Annotated in this window: 13 protein-coding genes; 4 read left to right on the forward strand and 9 right to left on the reverse strand. The window is 67.1% G+C overall.

The genetic code is table 11. The features are described 5' to 3' along the window. Positions 1-90 precede the first annotated feature (90 nt). The 3 genes from LJ725_RS26045 to LJ725_RS26055 are packed head-to-tail and all read right to left on the reverse strand — an operon-like array spanning position 91 to position 1954. Positions 91-597 (reverse strand): YbhB/YbcL family Raf kinase inhibitor-like protein, encoded by a 507-nt coding sequence (locus LJ725_RS26045; RefSeq protein WP_230553876.1) that lies wholly within the window; start codon positions 595-597, stop codon positions 91-93. A gap of 46 nt (positions 598-643) precedes the next feature. Further along, complete coding sequence (locus tag LJ725_RS26050) at positions 644-907, reverse strand: hypothetical protein (protein WP_230553877.1); 264 nt, start codon at positions 905-907, stop codon at positions 644-646. 57 nt (positions 908-964) lie between these two features. After that, positions 965-1954 (reverse strand): Bug family tripartite tricarboxylate transporter substrate binding protein, encoded by a 990-nt coding sequence (locus LJ725_RS26055; RefSeq protein WP_230553878.1) that lies wholly within the window; start codon positions 1952-1954, stop codon positions 965-967. A 189-nt stretch (positions 1955-2143) separates the two neighbouring features. On the opposite strand from LJ725_RS26055, the gene plsY reads away from it, so the two are divergent. Beyond that, complete coding sequence (gene plsY, locus LJ725_RS26060; protein ID WP_230553879.1) at positions 2144-2770, forward strand: glycerol-3-phosphate 1-O-acyltransferase PlsY; 627 nt, start codon at positions 2144-2146, stop codon at positions 2768-2770. A gap of 18 nt (positions 2771-2788) precedes the next feature. Here plsY and LJ725_RS26065 read toward each other — a convergent pair whose 3' ends face one another. The 4 genes from LJ725_RS26065 to LJ725_RS26085 all read right to left on the reverse strand — a co-directional run bounded on the left by LJ725_RS26065 (position 2789) and on the right by LJ725_RS26085 (position 14210). Then, complete coding sequence (locus LJ725_RS26065) at positions 2789-5269, reverse strand: spermidine synthase family protein (RefSeq protein ID WP_230553880.1); 2481 nt, start codon at positions 5267-5269, stop codon at positions 2789-2791. A gap of 106 nt (positions 5270-5375) precedes the next feature. Next, positions 5376-7295 (reverse strand): hybrid sensor histidine kinase/response regulator, encoded by a 1920-nt coding sequence (locus LJ725_RS26070; RefSeq protein WP_230553881.1) that lies wholly within the window; start codon positions 7293-7295, stop codon positions 5376-5378. Positions 7296-7543: 248 nt separating this feature from the next. Continuing rightward, positions 7544-11050 carry a beta strand repeat-containing protein gene (locus LJ725_RS26075; protein ID WP_230553882.1) on the reverse strand — a complete coding sequence of 1169 codons (3507 nt, stop codon included), beginning with the start codon at positions 11048-11050 and terminating at the stop codon, positions 7544-7546. Between the two features lie 196 nt (positions 11051-11246). Beyond that, positions 11247-14210 carry a M10 family metallopeptidase C-terminal domain-containing protein gene (locus LJ725_RS26085; protein ID WP_329958396.1) on the reverse strand — a complete coding sequence of 988 codons (2964 nt, stop codon included), beginning with the start codon at positions 14208-14210 and terminating at the stop codon, positions 11247-11249. A gap of 328 nt (positions 14211-14538) precedes the next feature. Between LJ725_RS26085 and LJ725_RS26090 the strand changes: the two genes are divergently transcribed. Beyond that, complete coding sequence (locus LJ725_RS26090; RefSeq protein ID WP_230553883.1) at positions 14539-15843, forward strand: cystathionine gamma-synthase family protein; 1305 nt, start codon at positions 14539-14541, stop codon at positions 15841-15843. A 58-nt stretch (positions 15844-15901) separates the two neighbouring features. On the opposite strand, the gene LJ725_RS26095 is transcribed toward LJ725_RS26090, so the two are convergent. Continuing rightward, the gene (locus tag LJ725_RS26095; RefSeq protein ID WP_230553892.1) at positions 15902-16708 is read right to left on the reverse strand and encodes a DUF3800 domain-containing protein; all 807 of its coding nucleotides are present in this window, start codon (positions 16706-16708) and stop codon (positions 15902-15904) included. Positions 16709-16834: 126 nt separating this feature from the next. Here LJ725_RS26095 and LJ725_RS26100 point away from each other — a divergent pair, with 126 nt between their 5' ends. Then, positions 16835-17053, forward strand: coding sequence for an antitoxin MazE family protein (locus LJ725_RS26100; protein ID WP_230553884.1), 219 nt, complete (start codon positions 16835-16837; stop codon positions 17051-17053). A gap of 51 nt (positions 17054-17104) precedes the next feature. On the opposite strand, the gene LJ725_RS26105 is transcribed toward LJ725_RS26100, so the two are convergent. Continuing rightward, positions 17105-18088 carry a TerC family protein gene (locus LJ725_RS26105; protein ID WP_230553885.1) on the reverse strand — a complete coding sequence of 328 codons (984 nt, stop codon included), beginning with the start codon at positions 18086-18088 and terminating at the stop codon, positions 17105-17107. Positions 18089-18221: 133 nt separating this feature from the next. Here LJ725_RS26105 and LJ725_RS26110 point away from each other — a divergent pair, with 133 nt between their 5' ends. After that, the gene (locus tag LJ725_RS26110; protein ID WP_230553886.1) at positions 18222-19136 is read left to right on the forward strand and encodes a hydrogen peroxide-inducible genes activator; all 915 of its coding nucleotides are present in this window, start codon (positions 18222-18224) and stop codon (positions 19134-19136) included. Positions 19137-19481: the final 345 nt, after the last annotated feature.

Consider the following 19481-nt stretch of genomic DNA (forward strand, 5'->3'; position numbering starts at 1 on the left):
CGCTCGGTGGCGCCACCCGGTCAAGCTTTTTGAGAGGCCTTTCGGACGAGAGAGCTCACCGGCGTAGAAGGCCGGGCTTCGCTCGGCCTTCTAAGCCGTCCGTTCGAAAGTGCCGGTCAGCGTGGCCTTGGCCAGCGTGTTGAAGTGCAGCTGGAAGCCCACGATCGCCGCCGACGTGTCCGCCGCCACCGGCAGCGTCGCTTCCTTCACGGCGAACACCGTGAACACGTAGCGGTGCGGGCCATGACCCGGCGGCGGGCACGGGCCGCCATAGCCCGGGGCGCCGAAGTCGGTGCGGGTCTGCAGCGCGCCCTTCGGCAGCAGGCCCGCCTTGGGGTTGCCGGCGTCGAGCGCCAGCTCGGTCGTGCCGGCGGGAATGTTCACGACCACCCAGTGCCAGAAGCCCGAGCCCGTGGGCGCATCGGGATCGAAGCAATGCACCGCGAAGCTCTTCGTGCCCTCGGGCGCACCGGACCAGCGCAGGTGCGGCGACTTGTTGCCGCCGCCGCAGCCGAATCCGTACTCGGCCGACAGGATGTGCTCCATGCCGAGAGGGGCGCCTTCCTTGAAGCTGTCGCTGGTGAGGGTGAAGGTCATGGTAGTGGGTTCCTATGCTGTTGCTCAATCCGGTGATGCAATCATGTCACGGGCGGCCGGCGGGCGCCTGCCTCTCGATGGCTTCCAGCCGCGACGCGATCAGGGTCGCGCTCAGGAGCTGCAGCGCCGACCATGCCGCCACGACTCCCGGCAGCAGGGCCCACAGCCAGCCCCCGAAGGAGCCCACGACGACCGCGACGACGAGCAGGAGCGCGGTGGCCTTGAGCTTGCGCCGGGCCCCGGCCCTGAACTCCGCGGAGGTCTTGCCCATCTCCGCGGACTTCGCCGCCAGCGTGTCATGCAATCCCATCGCAAGGCCTTCCGTTCGAGCGCGGCTCCGGCACCGCGCGGCGCTCTGCGCGGCCGACTATTCGGCCTTGATGCCGATCTCCTTCATGACCCTGAGCATGATCTCGGTGTCGCGCTGGAAGACCTTGTTGGTCGCTTCCATGTCGAGCGGGCCGACGATCAGGTAATTGGCCATCAGCGCCTTCACCTTCTCGTCGGTGCCGGCTTCGAACAGCGTGTCGGCCAGCTTCCTGGAGATGTCCTTGGGCGTCGCGGCCGGGACCGCGAAGACGGCAAAGGCGCGCGTATCGTAGAAGCCGCCGACGGCGCCCTGCTCCGTCATCGTCGCCACGCCGGGAAAGGCCGGCAGACGGTCGCCCATCATGGCGATGGCCTTGCCCTTGCCGGAGGCGATCACCGCCGCCGCACCGGCCGGACTGCCCGCGCCGCCGTCGAGCGCCTGGGCCGCGACGTCGGCGAACATCGCCGCCTCGCCGCGATACTGCACGACCTCGACCTTGAACCCGTACTGCCGCGCCATGGTCTCGATCAGCATCTGCGGCGTCGAGCCCGGCCCGTAGGCGCCGAAGTTCAGCTTGTCGACCTTCTTGGCATATTCGACGAACTGCTTGAGGTTGGTCGCGCCGGTCTTCTCGGCCGCGACGACGGGACCGCCGAGGCTGGTCGTCATGGCGAGATAGGTGAAGTCCTTCTCCGGATCGTAGGGCAGGTCCTTCACCGTGACCCGGTTCTGGATCAGCGACGAGGAGATGGTGCAGAGGACGGTGTAGCCGTCCGGCGGCGCGCGCTTCACTTCGGCCACGCCGATCGTGCCGCCGGCACCGCCCTTGTTCTCGACCACCACCGAGGTGCCGAGCTTGCGGCCGAGATACTCGCCATAGACCCGCGCAATGCCGTCAGTCTGCCCGCCCGCCGGATAGGGCACGATGATGCGGATCGGCTTGTTGGGAAACGCGCCCTGCGCCCAGCCGGATGACGAGAGAATCGACGGCGCCGCGAGAACGCCTGCACCCGCAACGATGAGTCCGCGCCGTGTCGGATTACGCATTACACTTCCTCCCTGATCGCCGGAGCCTTCCCGACTCCTGATCTTGTGCGCGGCACCCTAATTCAGGAGGTGTGAAGCGGGCAAGCGCTGGCGGCCGCTCGCGACATTCGGCAAACATGGAATTCCACGGAGCAATTTCATGCACGAATTCCAGTCCTTGTCTGGCGGGCACGAGCGGACCGCGTCGCGATGATTTTCTGGCTCGCCTGCATCGTTGGCGTCGCCGTCGCCTATCTGCTGGGCTCGCTGCCAACCGGCTATCTCGCGGGCCGGGTGCTGCGCGGCATCGACATTCGCGAGCATGGCTCGCGCTCCACCGGCGCCACCAACGTGCTGCGCACGCTGGGCAAGGCGCCGGCGCTGGCGGTGCTGCTGGTCGACATCGCGAAGGGCGTGGCCGCGATCCTGTTCGCGCGCGCATTCTATCACTGGCTGGGCGCTTCGCCGGAGGCGGTGCCGTGGGCCGTCGCTCTCTGCGGCCTCGCAGCGCTGCTGGGACACAGCCGCTCGCTGTGGCTGGGCTTCACCGGCGGCAAGTCGGCGGCGACGGGACTGGGCGTTCTGCTCGCCCTGTCATGGCCGGTGGGCCTCGGCGCGGCCTTCGTATTCCTGCTCGTGCTGGCGATCGGGCGGATCGTGTCGCTCGCCTCGATGCTGGCCGCGATCACCGCCGGCCTGCTGGTCTGCATCCTGCCGGAGCCGCTGCCCTCGCGCCTGCTCGTCATCGCGGGCGGCCTCTACGTAATCCTGCTCCATCGCGCCAACATCGCCCGACTGATCGCGGGGACGGAGCCGAAGATCGGCCGGCGAGCGTGACCGGGGGCCGCCGGGGGCTTACGCCGCCGGGGCGGTACGACGGGATCCGGCGGCCGTGCCGGGAAATCCGATGACGAAGGCCGCGGGCAAGAGGAGCAGGTAACAGATCGCCCCCAGCGAGATCGTGGCACCGATCCCGTAGGCGATGCTGCACGCGACGCCCGTCGCCGATGCGAGAACGCTGGCCGCCCCGTTGATGCCCCAGAACCAGGGCGTGGGCCGGTTGTCGACCGCCGAGATGAAGCTCATTCCCGTCGGGAAGCCATAGCCCATGAGCAACCCGGCCGGCGTGATGATCGCGACGCTCACCAGGCAGCGGACCAGCAGGGTCTCGCTGTCGAGCGCGAGAAGCAGCGGCGGCACCCAGAGCGCCTGGGACAAGACGTACCCACTGGTCATCACGACCCAGACGGAGAAGCTGAGGGGGCTGTCGATGCGGAGAGAGTCCGACAGCAGGCTGCCGATCCCCGCCGAGAGGATCAGCGAGAACAGCACCACGCTCAGCGAATAGGTCGGATGACCGAGAAACACACTGAACCGCTGGAGCAGGCCGATCTCGACCAGCATGAAGCCGACGCCGATCAGCACGAAGTACGCCGTGCCACCCACCGCGAGCCGGCGACCGACATCGTTCAAGGCATTGCGCAGCGGGAGCACGATGGTGGCGAGGACGAGGAGCAGCGCCATCACGAAGAGCCCCGCCAGCGTGGCGGTCGCGAGGAAGTTCCCTTTGCGGACCCCGGGCGGGACCTCGGTGAAGCCGATCGCGAAGACCTGGGAGAACGGCAGCTGGTTGAAGAAGAAGGGCCGGTTGTCGGTCGGCGGCGTCATGTCGAGGCGAAAGCTTCCCGTGAAGCGTTCGAGGTCGGCGCGGTTCGTGAAGTTGACGATACGGTCCAGCGTCTCGGAAGGCGATTTCCGACCGGGCAGGATCAGGGGCTCGAACTTCAACCGATCGATGGCCGTCGTGAGGCTTTGCAGCTGGGCCTCCGTGAAGGCCGCCCGGGACACGATCAGGGTTGAGATTCCGGCGCCTTCCTCGCCGGGCCGCAGCCAGGCGAGGAAGATGTGCTTCGAAGGCTCCCTGACGCCCAGCTCGAGCAGGGAGGCGACGGCCAGGCTCAGGATCCGGCCGGTTTCGGCGACGTCCTGCGCCGCATGCCAGCGGCTCACGGTGAAGACGCCGTCCGCGGACAGGCGCCGCAGGAAGATCTCCCAGGCATCGACCGTGTAGAGCCCGTTCTCGCTGAGCGAGAACGCACCGGCGCCCGTCGCCGCCCAGGTGTCGATCAGGTTCATCTGGATGATGTCGAACTGTTCGCGGCTGCGCGCCAGCCAGCTGCGGGCCTCGTCCACCACCAGCGTGATGCCGCCGATCTTCTCCATGCCGACGAAGGGGCCGAACAGCCCGTCAGGTCTCAGGAGGTCGATGAACGTCGGATTGACCTCGATACCGGTGACCTTCGGAACCCCGAACAGGCGCGCGGCGAGGATGTCCCTGCCGCCGCCCACCCCGATCACCGCGGCGCTCTTCAGGTCGGGCAGATGATAGGCCAGATTCGTGATGTCGTTCTTCAGGAAGGACGCCCGCGCGAGGTCGCCCTCGATCCCGTAGGCGACCGTGCCGGCATCGCTGTCGATGGACATGCCGCTCTGGGGCACCGGCGCGCCGGAGGGCACGAAGGCGGGCGATGGACCGGACAGTTGCGGCGCACTCACCGGCAGCGCCGGCCGCGTCGCGACAATGCGGGAAAACGAATTCCACTTCTCGAACCAGGGCAGGGCATCGAGCTGCATCGTCGCCTTGGCGAAGATCGGATAGAAGCCCATCCGCCTCGTGTCGGCACTGTTGAGCGCCGCCACCGCGACGAGGACCACGAGCCACGCGCGATGCCAGCCCAGTATCCGGACCGGGAACGCCGGCTGCGCCGTCGGAGCGGCGCCGACACCGGAGTTCGCGAACAACACGGCCCCCAGCGAGACCAGTGCCGCACTGCAGAGAATGGCGGTCGGTCCGTTGAACTCATTGAGCAGGACCAGCACGCCGAAGCAGCCGACCGCTGCCCCGATGAGGTCGATGCCATAGACGCGGCCGATCGGAAACGGGCTGCGCGTCAGGGCGAGGCTGACCACGACACCCGAGAAGAAGAACGGCGCCGCGATGACCAGCGCCAGTTCCAGCCAGATCACGACCGTCGTGAAGGCAAACCGCGAGGTCGGGACGAGCGTCACCTGCAGCGCGAGCCCGATCACCGCCGACAGGGCAAATGCCGTGCTGAAGTTCGCGAGGTCATACGAGAGGGTCTTCGCGGTGAAGCGCGAGCCCTTCAGGTAGACCCATACGGCCCCGGCGGTCAGGCCGAGCATGGCCATGCTGATGACGAAGAAGGCGAGATGGTACCAGACGACGACGGACAGCATCCGGGTCTGGATCAGCTGCAGCATCAGCGTTGCCGACGTGATGCAGAAGACACCGCTGTAGAAATTGAGGGGTCTCATGGCGCTCTGCAGCATCGATTGGGCGCAAGCTATAACGCGGCCATGGAGTCGTGTCACTTGAGCCGACCGGCTTGTCCGTCCGCTGAGGAGCCGCGGGAGAGCGCGGCTATCGCTGCGCCTGCATCACATCCGCAATAGCCCGGGCGAGATGGGCCTGCAGGAAGGGCTTGTTGAGGCGCGGCACCTTGGTGCTCTCGCCGTTGGGCAGCTCGGCATAGCCGGTCGCCAGCAGGACCGGCAGGGCCGGATGCGTGCGCCGGATCGCCTCGACGAGCTGCGTGCCGGTCATGCCGGGCATCGCATGGTCGGTGACGACGAGATCGACGTGCGGCATCGATGCCAGGGCGGCCAGCGCCTCGCGGCCGGAATAGGCGATGGTGACCTCGTGGCCGAGATCCTCGAGCATGGCCGCGGTGTTCACCAGGATCAGCGCGTCGTCGTCGACGGCCAGGATCGCGAGCGACCGCGCCGCATCCGTCGCGGGCACCGGCGCCGCCGGTGCCTCTGCCTCGCCGCCGGCCACGGGAATCCACAGCGATGCCGTGGTGCCCTGGCCCTCGCGACTCTCGAGTTGCAACCGGCCGCCCAGCTGCTCGGCGAGGCCGTGCACCATCGACAGGCCGAGCCCGGTGCCCTTGCCCACGCCCTTGGTCGTGAAGAAGGGTTCGGTCGCGCGCGCCAGCGTGGCGGCGTCCATGCCGTGGCCCTGGTCCTTCACCTGCAGCCGCACGTAGCGGCCCTCCCCCAGCGACAGCGACGCGGCCATCGCGGCGGTCACCACGATCTCGCGCGCCGAGACGGCGACGACGCCGCCGCGCGGCATCGCATCGCGCGCATTGACCACCAGGTTGAGCAGCGCCATCTCGACCTGGTTCGTGTCGACCCGCACCGGCGACAGCGTCGCGGGGCAGTCGATGTCGAGCACGATGGCGGGGCCGAGCGTATGGTCGAACAGGCTCTTCATGCCGTCGACCAGAGCCGCGACCGAGGCGAGTTCCGGGTCGAGCTGCTGGCGGCGCGCGAAGGCCAGCATGCGCTGGGTGAGCGCGCCGCCGCGCCGCGCGGCCTGCATGGCATTGTCAATCAGCGCGAGGTTGCGATCGCCGGCCGGCAGGCGCTTGCGCACCAGTTCGAGGCTGCCGATCACCGCGGTCAGGAGATTGTTGAAGTCGTGCGCGACGCCGCCGGTGAGCTGACCGATCGCCTCCATCTTCTGCGACTGGAACAGCGCCTCGCGCGCGCGCTCGAGCTCGCGCTGGGCCTCGCGCCGCTCGGTGATGTCGCGCGTGACCTTGGCGAAGCCCAGAAGCGTGCCGTCCGCGTCGCGCACCGGATCGATGACGATGCTGGCCCAGAAGCGCGTGCCGTCCTTGCGCACGCGCCAGGCTTCCTTCTCGAAGCGGCCCTCGCGCACGGCCGTCTCCAGCGCACGCTGCGGCTCGCCGGCCGCGCGGTCCTCCTCGGTATAGAAGGTCGAGAAATGCCGGCCCAGGATCTCCCCGGGCTCATAGCCCTTGATGCGGCGGGCGCCGGCGTTCCAGGTCGTGACCCTGCCCTCGGGGTCGAGCTTGCAGATGCCGTAGTCGGTGACGCTTTCGACCAGCAGGCGGAACTCCTCCTGGCTGCGGCGCAGCGCCTCCTCGGTAGCACGCCGCTCGGTCAGGTCGCGCGTGATCTTGGCGAAGCCGCGCAGCGTGCCCGACGCGTCGCGGATCGGGTCGATGACGACATGCGCCCAGAAGCGCGTGCCGTCCTTGCGCACGCGCCAGGCCTCCGCCTCGAACCGACCCTCGGCCAGCGCCGTGGCCAGGGTACGGGCGGGCAGGCCCTCGGCGCGATCCTCCTCGCGGTAGAAGCGCGAGAAATGGCTGCCGATGATCTCGCCGGCTTCGTAGCCCTTGATGCGCTCGGCGCCGCGGTTCCAGCTCACCACCCGGCCCTGCGGATCGAGCATGTAGATCGCATAGTCGCGCACGCCCTCCACCAGCAGCCGGAACGAGCTTGCGTCGATCTGTTCACGAGGCAATGGGGTGGCTTCAGGCGAACCCGGCATCGTCATGCGGGGCGTTTTAGCAGGGGATCGGCCCGCCCGGCACCATCCCTGCCCCGCCGGCAGAAACCGTGTCCGGGATTGGACACTGTGCAACCTTGGGCCGACCTCTCCTCCGCGGTCGCAGTGACCGGCTTTCGCTCCATCCTTGAGGAATTGAAGGCCAGCCTTCTTAGCCCGGTTACGGCCAGCGAATCCGCGATCCCGGCGCGTCGAGGGCCGGCTCAGAACAGGATGTCGCCGATGTTGATCGCGTTGGCGCCGGCCAGCGCGATCGCGAGGTCGGTCGCGGCGTCGAACGTGCCGGCGGTCTTCTCGATGTAGAGGCTGGTCGACTGGCCACCCGACTGGATCACCACATGACTGGCGTCGAGGCCGAGCGCCGTCAGGTCGAGCTTCGAGGTGCCCGACACGAAGTCGGCGATGATGTCGTAGCCGGTGACAAGGTTGCTGTCGCCGTAGGCCTTGTAAACGAAGACGTCGGCGCCGCCCTTGCCCCACAGCACGTCGCCGCCCGCACCGCCTTCGAGGCGGTTGGCGACGCCGTTGCCCACCAGCGTATCGGCGTTCGAGCCGCCCGTGAGGTTCTCGGTCGCGTTCATCAGGTCGACCAGCGCGCCGTCGACATGGCCCGTCTGGGCTCCGAGATCGGCGTAGACCGCGCCCGTCGTGCCGGCATAGGAGGCGGTATCGCTGCCTGCCCCGCCCCACAGCTGGTTGGCCGTGCCGGGCGCCGCGCCGCCGCCGATCAGGATGTCGTCGCCATCCATGCCGTAGAGATAATCGGCCTTCGCGCCGCCCGTCAGGACGTTGCCGACGCCGTTGCCGACCAGGGTGTTGTTGCCCGAGCCGCCCGTCAGGTTCTCGATCGAGTTCATCACGTCGAACAGCACGCCGTCGACATGGGCGTTCTGCGCGCCGAGATCGGCCTGAACCAGACCGGTGATGCCGACATAGGACGCGGTGTCGTTGCCCGCACCGCCCCACAGCTGGTTGGCGCTGCCGGGCGAGGCCGCGCCGCCGAACAGCGTGTCGTTGCCGTCCTGGCCGTAGAGATAGTCGGTGCCGGCGCCGCCCCTCAGGACGTTGTCGAGCGCATTGCCGACCAGCGTGTCGCTACCCGACCCGCCGATCAGGTTCTCCACCGAGTTCATGACGTCGAACAGCACGCCGTCGACATGGGCGTTCTGCGCGCCGAGGTCGGCCTGGACCACGCCGGTCATGGCGGCATAGGAGGCCGTGTCGTTGCCCGCGCCGCCCCACAGCTGGTTGGCGCTGCCCGCCGACGCTCCACCGCCGATCAGCAGGTCGTTGCCGTCCTGGCCGTAGAGATAGTCGGTGCTGGCGCCGCCGGTCAGCACGTTGCCGCCGCCATCGCCCACCAGTGTGTTGCTGCCCGATCCGCCGGTAAGGTTCTCGATCGAGTTCATCAGGTCGACCAGCACGCCGCCGACATAGGCGTTCTGCGCCGCCAGGTCGGCATAGACCACGCCGCTCGTGCCGACATAGGAGGCCGTGTCCGTGCCCTGCCCGCCCCAAAGCTGGTTGGCACTGCCGGCCGCCGCCGCGCCGCCGATCAGGACGTCGTCGCCCTCCTGGCCATACAGCCGATCGGTGCCGCCGCCGCCATTCAGCGTGTCGTTTCCACCGCCGCCGTCAATCGTGTCGTTGCCGTCCGTCGCCACCAGCTGGCCCGCCACGGTCACGGTGGGGGAGATGATATCGTCGCCCGGCGTCCCGATGATAATGACGCCTGGAACGGAAACTCCTTGAGCAACACGGACCTCGGCATCACCTGCCACGAACCGGTCGAACGCGACACCCGCTTCCGTGACGGATCCCGCAAACAGCCAATCGGCCCCGGTGAACACTACCTTGTCGCCGGTATTGCCCGTGACGACGAGGATATGCTCGCCACCGTCGACGGCCCCAATGCCGCCCAGGACGGCCGCCGGGTTGACGAGGAGGGTATTGTTGCCGGTACCGGTGAGGTCGATACGCTCGATATTCGACAGCCGCACCGCGATCCCGGGGTTGGTGAGATCGAGCGTCAGGCCGGCCCCGCCCAGTTCCACCGTGTCCGTACCGGCGCCGCCATCGGCCAGGAAGAAGGTCACGTCGCCGACGATCAGCCGGTCGTTGCCCTCGTGGCCACGCAACAAATCTGCGCCGCCGCCGCCCCGCAGCACGTCGTCGAATCTGCCGCCGGTCAGGGTCTCCGCTGCGGAGGTCCCAGGCATCGCCCCGTCGGCCCGCCCGTAAATGACGTAAGCCTTGCCCGAAGATCCTTTGTACGGAGCGCCGACGATCAGGTCGTCATAGCCATCGCCGTTCACGTCTCCCGCCGACGAGACCGACCAGCCGCTCTTGCTGCCGCTTCCATCGCCACTCAGCTTGAAGCCATTGCTGCCGTTCAGCGTGGAGAGATCGAGGTTGGCGGCAAAGCCCGAGGCCTTGCCGAACACGACGTAACTTGCACCGGAGTTGCCGCCATTTGGATCGGCGTTTCTGGCGCCGATGATCAGATCGTCGAAGCCATCGCCGTTGAAGTCTCCCGCCGACGCGATCGAGCCGCTCTGGTCGCCTGCCGCGACACCGCTCAGCTTGAAGCCGTTGGTGCCGTCCAGGCTCCACAGTTCGATATAGCCCGCGAAGCCCGACGTCTTCCCGAACACGACATAGGTGGCACCCGAGGTGTTCCCATGCGGGTCGGCCGCGGGAGCGGCGACGATCAGGTCGTCGATACCGTCGCCATTGAGGTCGCCGCCCGCCGATACCGCGAAGCCGGCCTGGTCGCCCGTCGTGACCCCAAGCAGCCTGAAGCCGTTCGAGCCATTGAGCGAGGAGAGTTCGAGATTCGCGGCAAAGCCTGAAGCCTTGCCGAACACCACGTAGCTTGTGCCGGAATTGGGACCGTTCGTATCGGCATAGGACGCACCCACGATGACGTCGTCAAAGCCATCGCCGTTCACATCCCCCGCCGACGCGACAGGGGCACCGACCTTGTCACCCCCCGCAGCACCGCTCATCTTGAAGCCGTTGCTGCCGTTCAGAACAGAGAGGTTGATGCCGGAGCCGAAGCCCGAAGCCTTGCCGAACACCACGTAGGCTGTGCCGGAAGAAGTGCCATTCGGGTCACCCCAAGGGGCACCGATAATGATATCGTCGTAGCCGTCGTGGTTCACGTCGCCCGCCGCGGCGACCGACCACCCTGTCAAGTCTCTCTCATTCACTCCAGTCAGCTTGAAGCCGTTGCTGCCGTTCAGCGTCGAGAGATCGAGAGCGGCATCGAAGCCCGAAGCTTTGCCGAACACCACGTAACTCGCGCCGGGGTTGGTCGCGGTAGTATTGTTCAGGAGGTCGGTTGCGCTGGCGCCGATGATCAGATCGTCGTAGCCATCGCCGTTCAGATCGCCGATCGAAGCGGCGGACATACCACTTGAGTCGTTCAGCGCCCCGCGTAGCACGAAGCCGTCGATGCCATTGAGGCTCGACAGGTTGGTCGTGGCGGCAAGGCCCGTTGATTTGCCGAAGACAACGTAGGTGTTGCCGGAATAGGAGCCGTTCGGCGTGGCGCCTGGAGCGCCGATGATCAGGTCGCTGAAGCCGTCGCCGTTGATGTCGCCTGCCGACACCGCGTAACCGACTTTCTGGCTCGACCCGCTGCTATAGAACTCTGCACCGAGGATGCCGTTGAGGCTCGACAGATTGATATTCGCCGGAAACGCCACGCGTACCCCCGTCACGCCCGGTCGCAGACTCCCCAGACCCGCCGAGCTGGAGGACTTTTTACTGCATCGAAATGGCGATTGCTACCGCAAGATGCATCGGCGCAGCGTCTGCTCTCTTACCGAGACACAATCCTGTCGCACTCATCGCGGGAACAAGTCGCGCGATGCGCGTGAATAGCTTTCGCTTCGGATTCTTCTAGAACAGGATGTCGCCCATGTTGATCGCGTTGGCGCCGACCAGCGCGATCGCCAGATCGGTCGCGGCGTCGAACGTGCCGGCGGTCTTCTCGATGTAGAGGCTGGTCGCGCCGCCGCCCGACTGGATGACGACGTGGCTGGCGTCGAGGCCGAGCGCGGTGAGGTCGAGCTTGGACGTGCCCGACACGAAGTCGCCGATCATGTCGTAGCCGGTGACGAGGTTGCTGTCGGCGTAGCCCGTGTAGACGAAGACGTCGGCGCCGCCGCGACCCCACAGCGCGTCGGCACCGGCGCCACCGCTGAGCCGGTTGGCGCCGCCGTTGCCCACCAGCGTATCGGCATTCGCGCTGCCAACCAGATTCTCGATCGAGTTCATCTGGTCGACCAGCCCGCCGTCGACATAAGCCGCCTGGGCGCCGAGATCGGCATGGACCCGCCCGGTCGTCATCGCATACGAGGCGGTGTCGCTGCCTGCGCCGCCCCACAGCTGGTTCGTGAGGCCGGCAGTGACCCCGCCGCCGACCAGCGTGTCGTTGCCGTCCTGGCCGTACAGACAGTCGGCGCCCGCGCCTCCCGTCAGCACGTTGGCGCCCGCGTCGCCCACCAGCACGTCGTTGCCCGATCCGCCGGCGAGGTTCTCGATCGAATCCATCTGGTCGACGAGCACGCCCCCGACATAGCCCGCGAGCGCGCCGAGATCGGCACGGACCGAGGCGGTCGTGCCGGCATAGGAGGCGGTGTCGGTACCCAACCCGCCCCACAGCTGGTTGGCGGCGCCCGACCCGGCGGCACCGCCGATGAGCGTGTCGTCGCCGGCCTGCCCATAGAGACAGTCGCCGCCGGCGCCGCCGGTCAGCACATTGACCTCGGCATTGCCCACCAGCACGTCGCCGCCCGATCCGCCGATAAGGTTCTCGATCGAGTTCATATAGTCGGCGAGAACGCCGTCGACATAGCCTGCCTGGGCATCCAGGTCGGCACGCACCGCGCCACCGGTTCCGGCATAGGAGGCGGTGTCGCCGCCCGTCCCACCCCACAGCTGGTTGGTTCCGCCCGCCGACGCCGTGCCGCCGATCAGCACGTCGTCTCCGGCACCGCCGTAGAGCCTGTCGTCGCCGGCGCCGCCTTCCAGCAGGTCGTTGCCGTCGCCGCCGTCGATCACGTCGGCAAAGGGCGTGGCCATCGGCTGGCCCGATACGGTCGCGACCGTAGAGACGATATCGTCGCCCGCCGTGCCCACGATGGTCACACCCGTCGTCGGCGGCGGCGCCACGACCTGTTCGACGAGAACGGCGGCGGTACCCGACACGAAGCGTTCGAACGTGCCACCAGCCTCGCTGACAATAGCGGCGCTGGTCCAGCCCGCATCGTCGAACACCACGACATCGCCCCAGTCGCGCTCGACCGTGAGCACGCCGCCCGCGCCGATACCGGCCAGCAGGGCCGCCTTGTCGATCCGCAGCGTGTTGTCGCCGGTTCCGGTCAGATCGATGCGCTCGATGTCCGAGAGCTTCGCGCGCGAGAGCGAATCCGTCAGGTTCAGGACCAGGCCCGCCCCGTCCAGCGCCAGCGTGTCGATGCCGCCGCCGCCGTCGGCGCGCACGAACGAAAGGTCGCTGACGATCAGCCGATCGTCGCCGGTGAGACCGTAGAGCGCGTCGCCGCCGCCACCGCCCTTCAGGACATTGGCGTAGGCGGTGCCGGTGATGGTGTTGGCGGAGGCGTTGCCCGTCCCGTTGGAGGCCCCCGTGGCCGTGAGGGTCAGGTATTCGACATTGTCGGAGAGCGTGTAGGCGGCGAGCGACGAATAGACGAGATCGGCCCCGCCATCGCCGAACTCGACGACCGAGTCGCCGGCATTGTCGACGTAATAGGTATCGTCGCCGGCACCGCCCAGCATCGTGTCGGCGCCACCCTGCCCGTCCAGCGTGTCGCGCCCACCGCCGCCCTCGAGACGGTTGGCAGCCGCGTTGCCGGTCAGCATGTCGTTTCCGTTGCCGCCGATCGCGTTTTCGATGACGACGCCACGGGCGATCGTATAGCCGCCATGAACGATCGCACCCGCGCCGTCGTAACCGTAGGACAGGCGGCCGCCGCCGCCGCTGCCGGCAGTCGCCGCGTTCAGGTCGATGATAGCCCGGCCGTTCGAGCCGGCGTTCGAGATCGTGTCGATGCCGCCGGTGTCCCAGATGCAGGTCCAGTAGGCGCCGCCACCATTGTAGGTCGGCAGATAGTAGACGTTGCTGCCGGAGGCGTAGCTCGTGTTGGCGCCGTAGATCGACTGGATCGCGGCGACATCCAGCGCCATCGGCGTCGCCTGCAGGCCCCAGTTTTCGGAGACCGGATCGTTCAGCCCCGCGGGCCAGCCCGCGTTGTAGCTCATCGTGGTGTAGATGCCCTGGTTCAGGCTGGCGTCGCCATAGTCGCCGAACGCCGCCCCGACGCCGGGAAACACGGTGGCGTCCCAAGCGGAACCGCCGTCGTGCGGATGGGCGAGGCCGAGCATGTGACCGATCTCGTGCACCAGCGTGAGGAAACCGTAGCCCCCCTTCGCCAGCCCGGCCGACGACCACGACGACGCCTGGCCGTTGAACACGGCGCTGAGCACCTCGGTGCTGTTGTAGGCCGGGATCTGGCTCCAGCCGAGCGCGCCCTCCGCCTGCGCGTTGGTGCCCTGCCAGAACCAGACGTCGGAACTGGATGCGGCTGCGACCTCGACGAAGTCGACGTTCGCCACGTTCTCCCACGTCGCCAGCGCCGCCCTCAGGGCGACCAGGCCGGCCGACGACCAGTACATCGAAGGCTGGCCGTTGATCGTCCCGTAGACGGCGGTCCAGTAGATCGTTACGGGGCCGCCGTTGCCGTCCGTCCAGGCACCGCCCCAGACAAGACTGTCGATCCAGGGATCGGCGCCGTCGGTCGGCGTTCCGTCGATGGGGATCGTGGTGGCGACGCCTGGCACGCGGCCCTCCTAGGCCAGCGACCGGGCCGTCGGCCCGCCGGTCGCGGCGCGGCGCCGCCTGCAGGCATCTCCTGCCGCAGGGGAACGCTCGAACCTCGCCACAAACGCCACGCGCGCCCCCCCCGCCATGGTTCGCAGTCCCGGGGCTCCGAACCGGTTGCAAGTGTTCTACCGAATAATCCTGCGGAATGCTACCCTGAGGTGCAATCACCGCGGCTCGATCCACGAAGGGTTAGGACCTGTCGCTGCCGGCCTCACTTCATTTCGCCACACTGACGCGCTCGTCTCCGGGATCGGCCACGTCCACCCGTCCCCGAGGAGACACGCCATGACCGCGCCCCGCCCCTATCGCACCCACATCGGCAACCACAAGCTCCGGCCCGAGACGCTGATGCTGTCCTACGGCTACGACCCCGCGCTCTCGGAGGGCGCGGTGAAGCCGCCGGTGTTCCTGACCTCGACCTTCGTGTTCGGCTCGGCCGAGGAGGGCCGCGACTTCTTCGACTACGCCGCGGGCCGCAAGACGCCGCCCGCCGGCAGCGCCGCCGGCCTCGTCTATTCGCGCTTCAACCATCCCAACAGCGAGATCGTCGAGGACCGGCTCGCGGTCTACGAGGGCGCCGAGACCTGCGCGCTCTTCTCCTCCGGCATGTCGGCGATCTCCACGACGCTGCTGGCCTTCGCGCGGCCCGGCGACGTGATCCTGCATTCGCAGCCGCTCTACGGCGGCACCGAGACGCTGCTCGCCAAGACCCTGTCGGGCTTCGGCATCTCGGCGGTCGGCTTCATCGACGGCGTGAACCGCGACGCGATCCGCGACGCCATCGCCGAGGCGCGCAAGAAGACCATGGCCCATGGCCGCATCGCGGTGATCATGATCGAGACCCCGGCCAACCCGACCAACACGCTGGTCGACATCGCCCTGCTGCGCCGCCTCGCCGGCGAGATCGCGCGCTGGCAGGAGGGCGTCGCGCCGGTGCTGGTCTGCGACAACACCCTGCTGGGGCCGGTCTTCCAGCGCCCGCTCGACCACGGCGCCGACGTGTCGGTCTATTCGCTCACCAAGTATGTCGGCGGCCATTCCGACCTGATCGCCGGCGCCGCCATGGGCACGAAGGCCATCATGGCCCCGATCCGCGCCCTGCGCGGCAGCTTCGGCACGCAGCTCGACCCGCATTCATGCTGGATGCTCGGCCGCTCGCTGGAGACGCTGGGGCTCAGGATGGAGCGCGCCAACGCCAACGCCCGCCTCGTCGCCGAATGGCTGGCCGCCCATCCCGGCGTCGCGAAGCTGCACTATCTCGGCCTTCTGCCCGAGGGCTCGCCGCAACGCGCGCTCTACGAGCGCCAGTGCACCGGCGCGGGCTCGACCTTCTCGTTCGACATCAAGGGCGGCGAGAAGGAAGCCTTCGCCTTCCTGAACGCGCTCAAGATCTTCAAGCTCGCGGTGAGCCTCGGCGGCACCGAGTCCCTCGCCAGCCATCCCGCCGCCATGACGCACTCCGGTGTGCCGTTGGAAGTCCGCGACCGCATCGGCGTCCTGGACACGACGATCCGGCTCTCGGTGGGCATCGAGCATCCGGACGATCTGATCGCGGATCTCACGCAGGCGTTGGCGGTGGTGGAGATATAGACGACGCAAGAGAAGCGCCGCCTGCGACGAGCCCCCCGCTTCGACCGGGTAGTCTGGTTCATGCGGATCGATCGGGGAGTTTCCAATGCCTGCTCTTTGTCAGATCCAAATGAAATATGGCGAAGCCCTTCTCTCGTTGCTTGACCGTGTAGTGGCCAAGTGTGCGAACGTCTCCTTGTGGTACCGCCGGCTGCCCCTTCAGCTTGTAACCGGCTATTCGGGTCCTCTTCGCAATCAGAGATGCGAGCGTATGGCGATGCCTGTAGGCATTTGACGTCGGTTGGTCTGACAAGCCACCGTTCCACACCCAGGCCACTGCTCCGGTAATCAAATCCACGGCCTGAAGCATCAGGTGGTCCTTCGAATTCGCCGCTCGGACTTTAAACGCCGAGTGGTCACCCCCGTGATCTCTTAGGAACGCTCTATTCAACGTGATCTCTTGGACCTCTGGGTCGAAGTCGTCTTTATCCAACGTCACGTAGAACTCGGGCTCGTCGTGCATAGTTGTTCGCGCGTACCTGTTCAGCAGCACATAGACCAGCTTTGCCCGGAGCAGGGCTCGTCCCTCTGCTTTCTGAGCTTGGTTTATTTGATTCGCTGCAACTACAATGCAGCGATAGCTGACGCTAGACCAGCAATCCATCAGCGCATTAAGGAACGCTATGTTCACGTTTAGAAACCGTGTTTCGTTCCATTTGATTTCGTGACGATAGTCTCCGAGGGCCGACTTGAGCTTCTGCTCAACAGCTCGAAATCGCACCTGGGGAACGTGCAGAGAACCATAGACGAAGTAGGCGTGCCCGGTTTTGGAACTGTCATCTCCAAAGATTTGGCTCCGCTTCTGGACAGGTAGTATTTCAACCATGGCTGCCACTATAGCGGGCTGTCCCCTGGATGAGGTACATGCAAATGACTGGACGGTCAGCGGTTCGCTTCTAACTGCCGGATGCTAAGTACATTTGGACACTCGCCGACTTTAGGAGGTCCCTACATGCCCAGATCAAAGGGAGCGAAGCCCTCTTCGCAGGAGCAGAGACACCGCGAGACGAGCGCGCGAGGATTGCTGCCGATCCAGATCTGGGTGCCGGACGTGCGGTCGGCGGCGTTCAAAAGGGAAGCGCATCGCCAGTCGCTTGCGGTCTCAAAGGGCGGGCGCGCGCACGATAATCAGGCGTTCATTGATGCCGCTTCTGATTGGCAAGCCGAGTAGCGCACCACGAAGTCGGGCGCCTTTCGGCGCCTGACCCATCGATGCCTGTGCTTATCTGTGCACCGCCCCCTCCCGCGTCTTCCACAGCGACCAGGCGATGCCGGCGGCGATCAGGCCGAAGGTGACGGCGAGGCTGGCGACCGGCGGGAACTTCGCGTCGCCCATGAGGAAGTCCGAGACGAAGATCTTGGAGCCGATGAAGACCAGCACCGCCGCGAGCGCGTGCTTCAGGTAGTGGAAGCGGTCGATCATGGCCGACAGCGCGAAGTAGAGGGCGCGCAAGCCCAGCACCGCCATGATGTTCGAGGTGTAGACCACGAACGTATCGGTGGTGATGGCGAAGATCGCCGGCACCGAGTCGACCGCGAACACCAGGTCCGCGAGGTTGATCACCACCAGCGCGAGGAACAGCGGCGTCGCGGCCAGCGCCATCCGGCCGGTGCGCTCGTCGGCCCGGAAGACGAAGAACTTGTCGCCGTGCAGCTCCTTCGTCACCCGCATGCGCCTGGAGATCCAGCGGATGGCGGCGTTGTTCGCGAGGTCTGGCTCCTGGTCGGTCGTGAAGAACATCTTGATGCCGGTCACGATCAGGAAGGCGGCAAACAGGTAGAGCACCCAGTAGGCCTCGCTGACCAGCGCCGCACCCGCCGCGATCATCAGGCCGCGCAGCACGATCACGCCGATGATGCCCCAGAGCAGCGCGCGGTACTGGTACTTCGCCGGGATGGCGAAGAAGGTGAAGATCAGGCTGATGACGAAGATGTTGTCGATCGACAGCGCCTTCTCGATGAAGAAGCCGGTGAAGTACTGCATGCCGAGGTCGGCGCCCTTCTCGACCCAGACCCAGGCGCCGAAGGCCAGCGCGATCGAGATATAGAAGGCCGAGAGCTTCAGCGATTCGGCGATGCCCATCACCCGGTCCTCCTTGTGCAGGAGGCCGAGGTCGAAGGCGGTGAGCAGCGCCACCAGGCTCACGAAGGCCAGCCAGAACCAGACCGGCGTGCCAAGGAAGGACTGGAAGAGAAACTCGGTCATCGGGGGTCCGCTTCGTGGGGTGCGTTGGGTGGCTGGGAGGTGCTCGTCGGTGAGGCGGCACAATGGACGCGGCGAGCCGATTGATGAAATAGAATTGATAGGCCTATCTTGATAGCTATAGACTATCGGCCGCATGACCACGCTTCGCCAGCTCTCCTATCTCGTGGCCCTGGCCGACAGCCGCAGCTTCCGGCGGGCGGCCGACGCGGTGCACATCGCCCAGCCGACGCTCAGCCAGCAGCTGCGGGCGCTGGAGGCGCGGCTCGGCGTCACCCTGGTCGAGCGCAACGAGAGCCCGGTCCAGCTGACGCCGATCGGCCGGGACCTGGTGACGCGCGCGCGGCGCATCCTGCTCGACGTCAAGGATGCCGAGGACATGGTGCGGCGCTCGCGGGCCGGCATCGCCGGCACGATCCGCTTCGGCGTCACGCCGACGCTCGGCCCCTACCTGATGCCGCGCATCGTGGCCTCGCTGCACCGGCGGTTTCCCGACCTGCGGCTCTACATCCGCGAGGGCATTCCCGACGAGCAGGCGCGCGAGCTGTCGCGCGGCGAGCTCGACATGGTGCTGTCGCCGCTCCCCGTCTCCGGCAGCGACCTGCACATCGAGCCGCTGTTCAGGGAGCCGCTGCACATCGTCTGCCCGCCCGAGCATCCGCTGGGCCGGGCCGCGAAGGTGCGCCGCGCCGACCTCGCGGGCATCGGCTTCCTGAGCCTCGACCGCCGCCACCATGCCCATCGCCAGGCGCGCGAGATCTGCGACGACCTCAAGGCCACGCTGCTGGAGGATTACGAGGGCACCAGTCTCGACAGCCTGCGCCAGATGTGCGGCTCGGGCCTGGGCTTCGCCATCCTGCCGGAACTCTACCTGCGCTCCGAGGTCGGCGGCACCGACATGGTCACCCGCCTCGCGATGGCCGGCTGGAGCGCCAGCCGTTCCCTCGCCGCGGTGTGGCGCCACGGCTCGGCCTATGCCGACAGCTACGCCACCATCGCCGACACGATCGCCACCGAGGCCCGCACCATCCTCGCGGGACCGGCGCTGTAGAGACTTTCCGTCTCATCCGGCCCCACTACATTCCCTCATCCTGAGAGCCTGGCCGGAAATGAATTGAATCCATCCAAGCACTGACCTCATCCTGAGGAGCGCGCCACCGGCGCGCGTCTCGAAGGATGGGTAACAGGCAAAAGGATGGGTAACAGGCAAGGTGCGCGTTCCCACCCCAGCGCGGAGGTTACTCCGCGCGACGAGACGCATCGCTGCGCGATGCTCCTTGTATCAAGAGACGGCCGCGTCGGCGTAGAGTTGCGGGCGCGGTCTCGGTGGAGAGCCCGGAGGCTCCTTGGGCCATCAAGCCCGTTCCTGAGCTCGGCGCCTCCACCGTTGATTTTG

This window comes from Reyranella aquatilis (assembly GCF_020880995.1).
GTDB classification, from domain to species: domain Bacteria; phylum Pseudomonadota; class Alphaproteobacteria; order Reyranellales; family Reyranellaceae; genus Reyranella; species Reyranella aquatilis.

Excerpts from the sequence above, each read along its gene's own strand:
- LJ725_RS26095 (WP_230553892.1), bottom strand. The coding sequence starts at position 16,708 with ATGGTTGAAATACTACCTGTCCAGAAGCGGAGCCAAATCTTTGGAGAT.
- LJ725_RS26110 (WP_230553886.1), top strand. The coding sequence starts at position 18,222 with ATGACCACGCTTCGCCAGCTCTCCTATCTCGTGGCCCTGGCCGACAGC.
- LJ725_RS26055 (WP_230553878.1), bottom strand. The coding sequence starts at position 1,954 with ATGCGTAATCCGACACGGCGCGGACTCATCGTTGCGGGTGCAGGCGTT.
- LJ725_RS26090 (WP_230553883.1), top strand. The coding sequence starts at position 14,539 with ATGACCGCGCCCCGCCCCTATCGCACCCACATCGGCAACCACAAGCTC.
- LJ725_RS26100 (WP_230553884.1), top strand. The coding sequence starts at position 16,835 with ATGCCCAGATCAAAGGGAGCGAAGCCCTCTTCGCAGGAGCAGAGACAC.
- LJ725_RS26105 (WP_230553885.1), bottom strand. The coding sequence starts at position 18,088 with ATGACCGAGTTTCTCTTCCAGTCCTTCCTTGGCACGCCGGTCTGGTTC.
- plsY (WP_230553879.1), top strand. The coding sequence starts at position 2,144 with ATGATTTTCTGGCTCGCCTGCATCGTTGGCGTCGCCGTCGCCTATCTG.
- LJ725_RS26050 (WP_230553877.1), bottom strand. The coding sequence starts at position 907 with ATGGGATTGCATGACACGCTGGCGGCGAAGTCCGCGGAGATGGGCAAG.
- LJ725_RS26045 (WP_230553876.1), bottom strand. The coding sequence starts at position 597 with ATGACCTTCACCCTCACCAGCGACAGCTTCAAGGAAGGCGCCCCTCTC.
- LJ725_RS26065 (WP_230553880.1), bottom strand. The coding sequence starts at position 5,269 with ATGAGACCCCTCAATTTCTACAGCGGTGTCTTCTGCATCACGTCGGCA.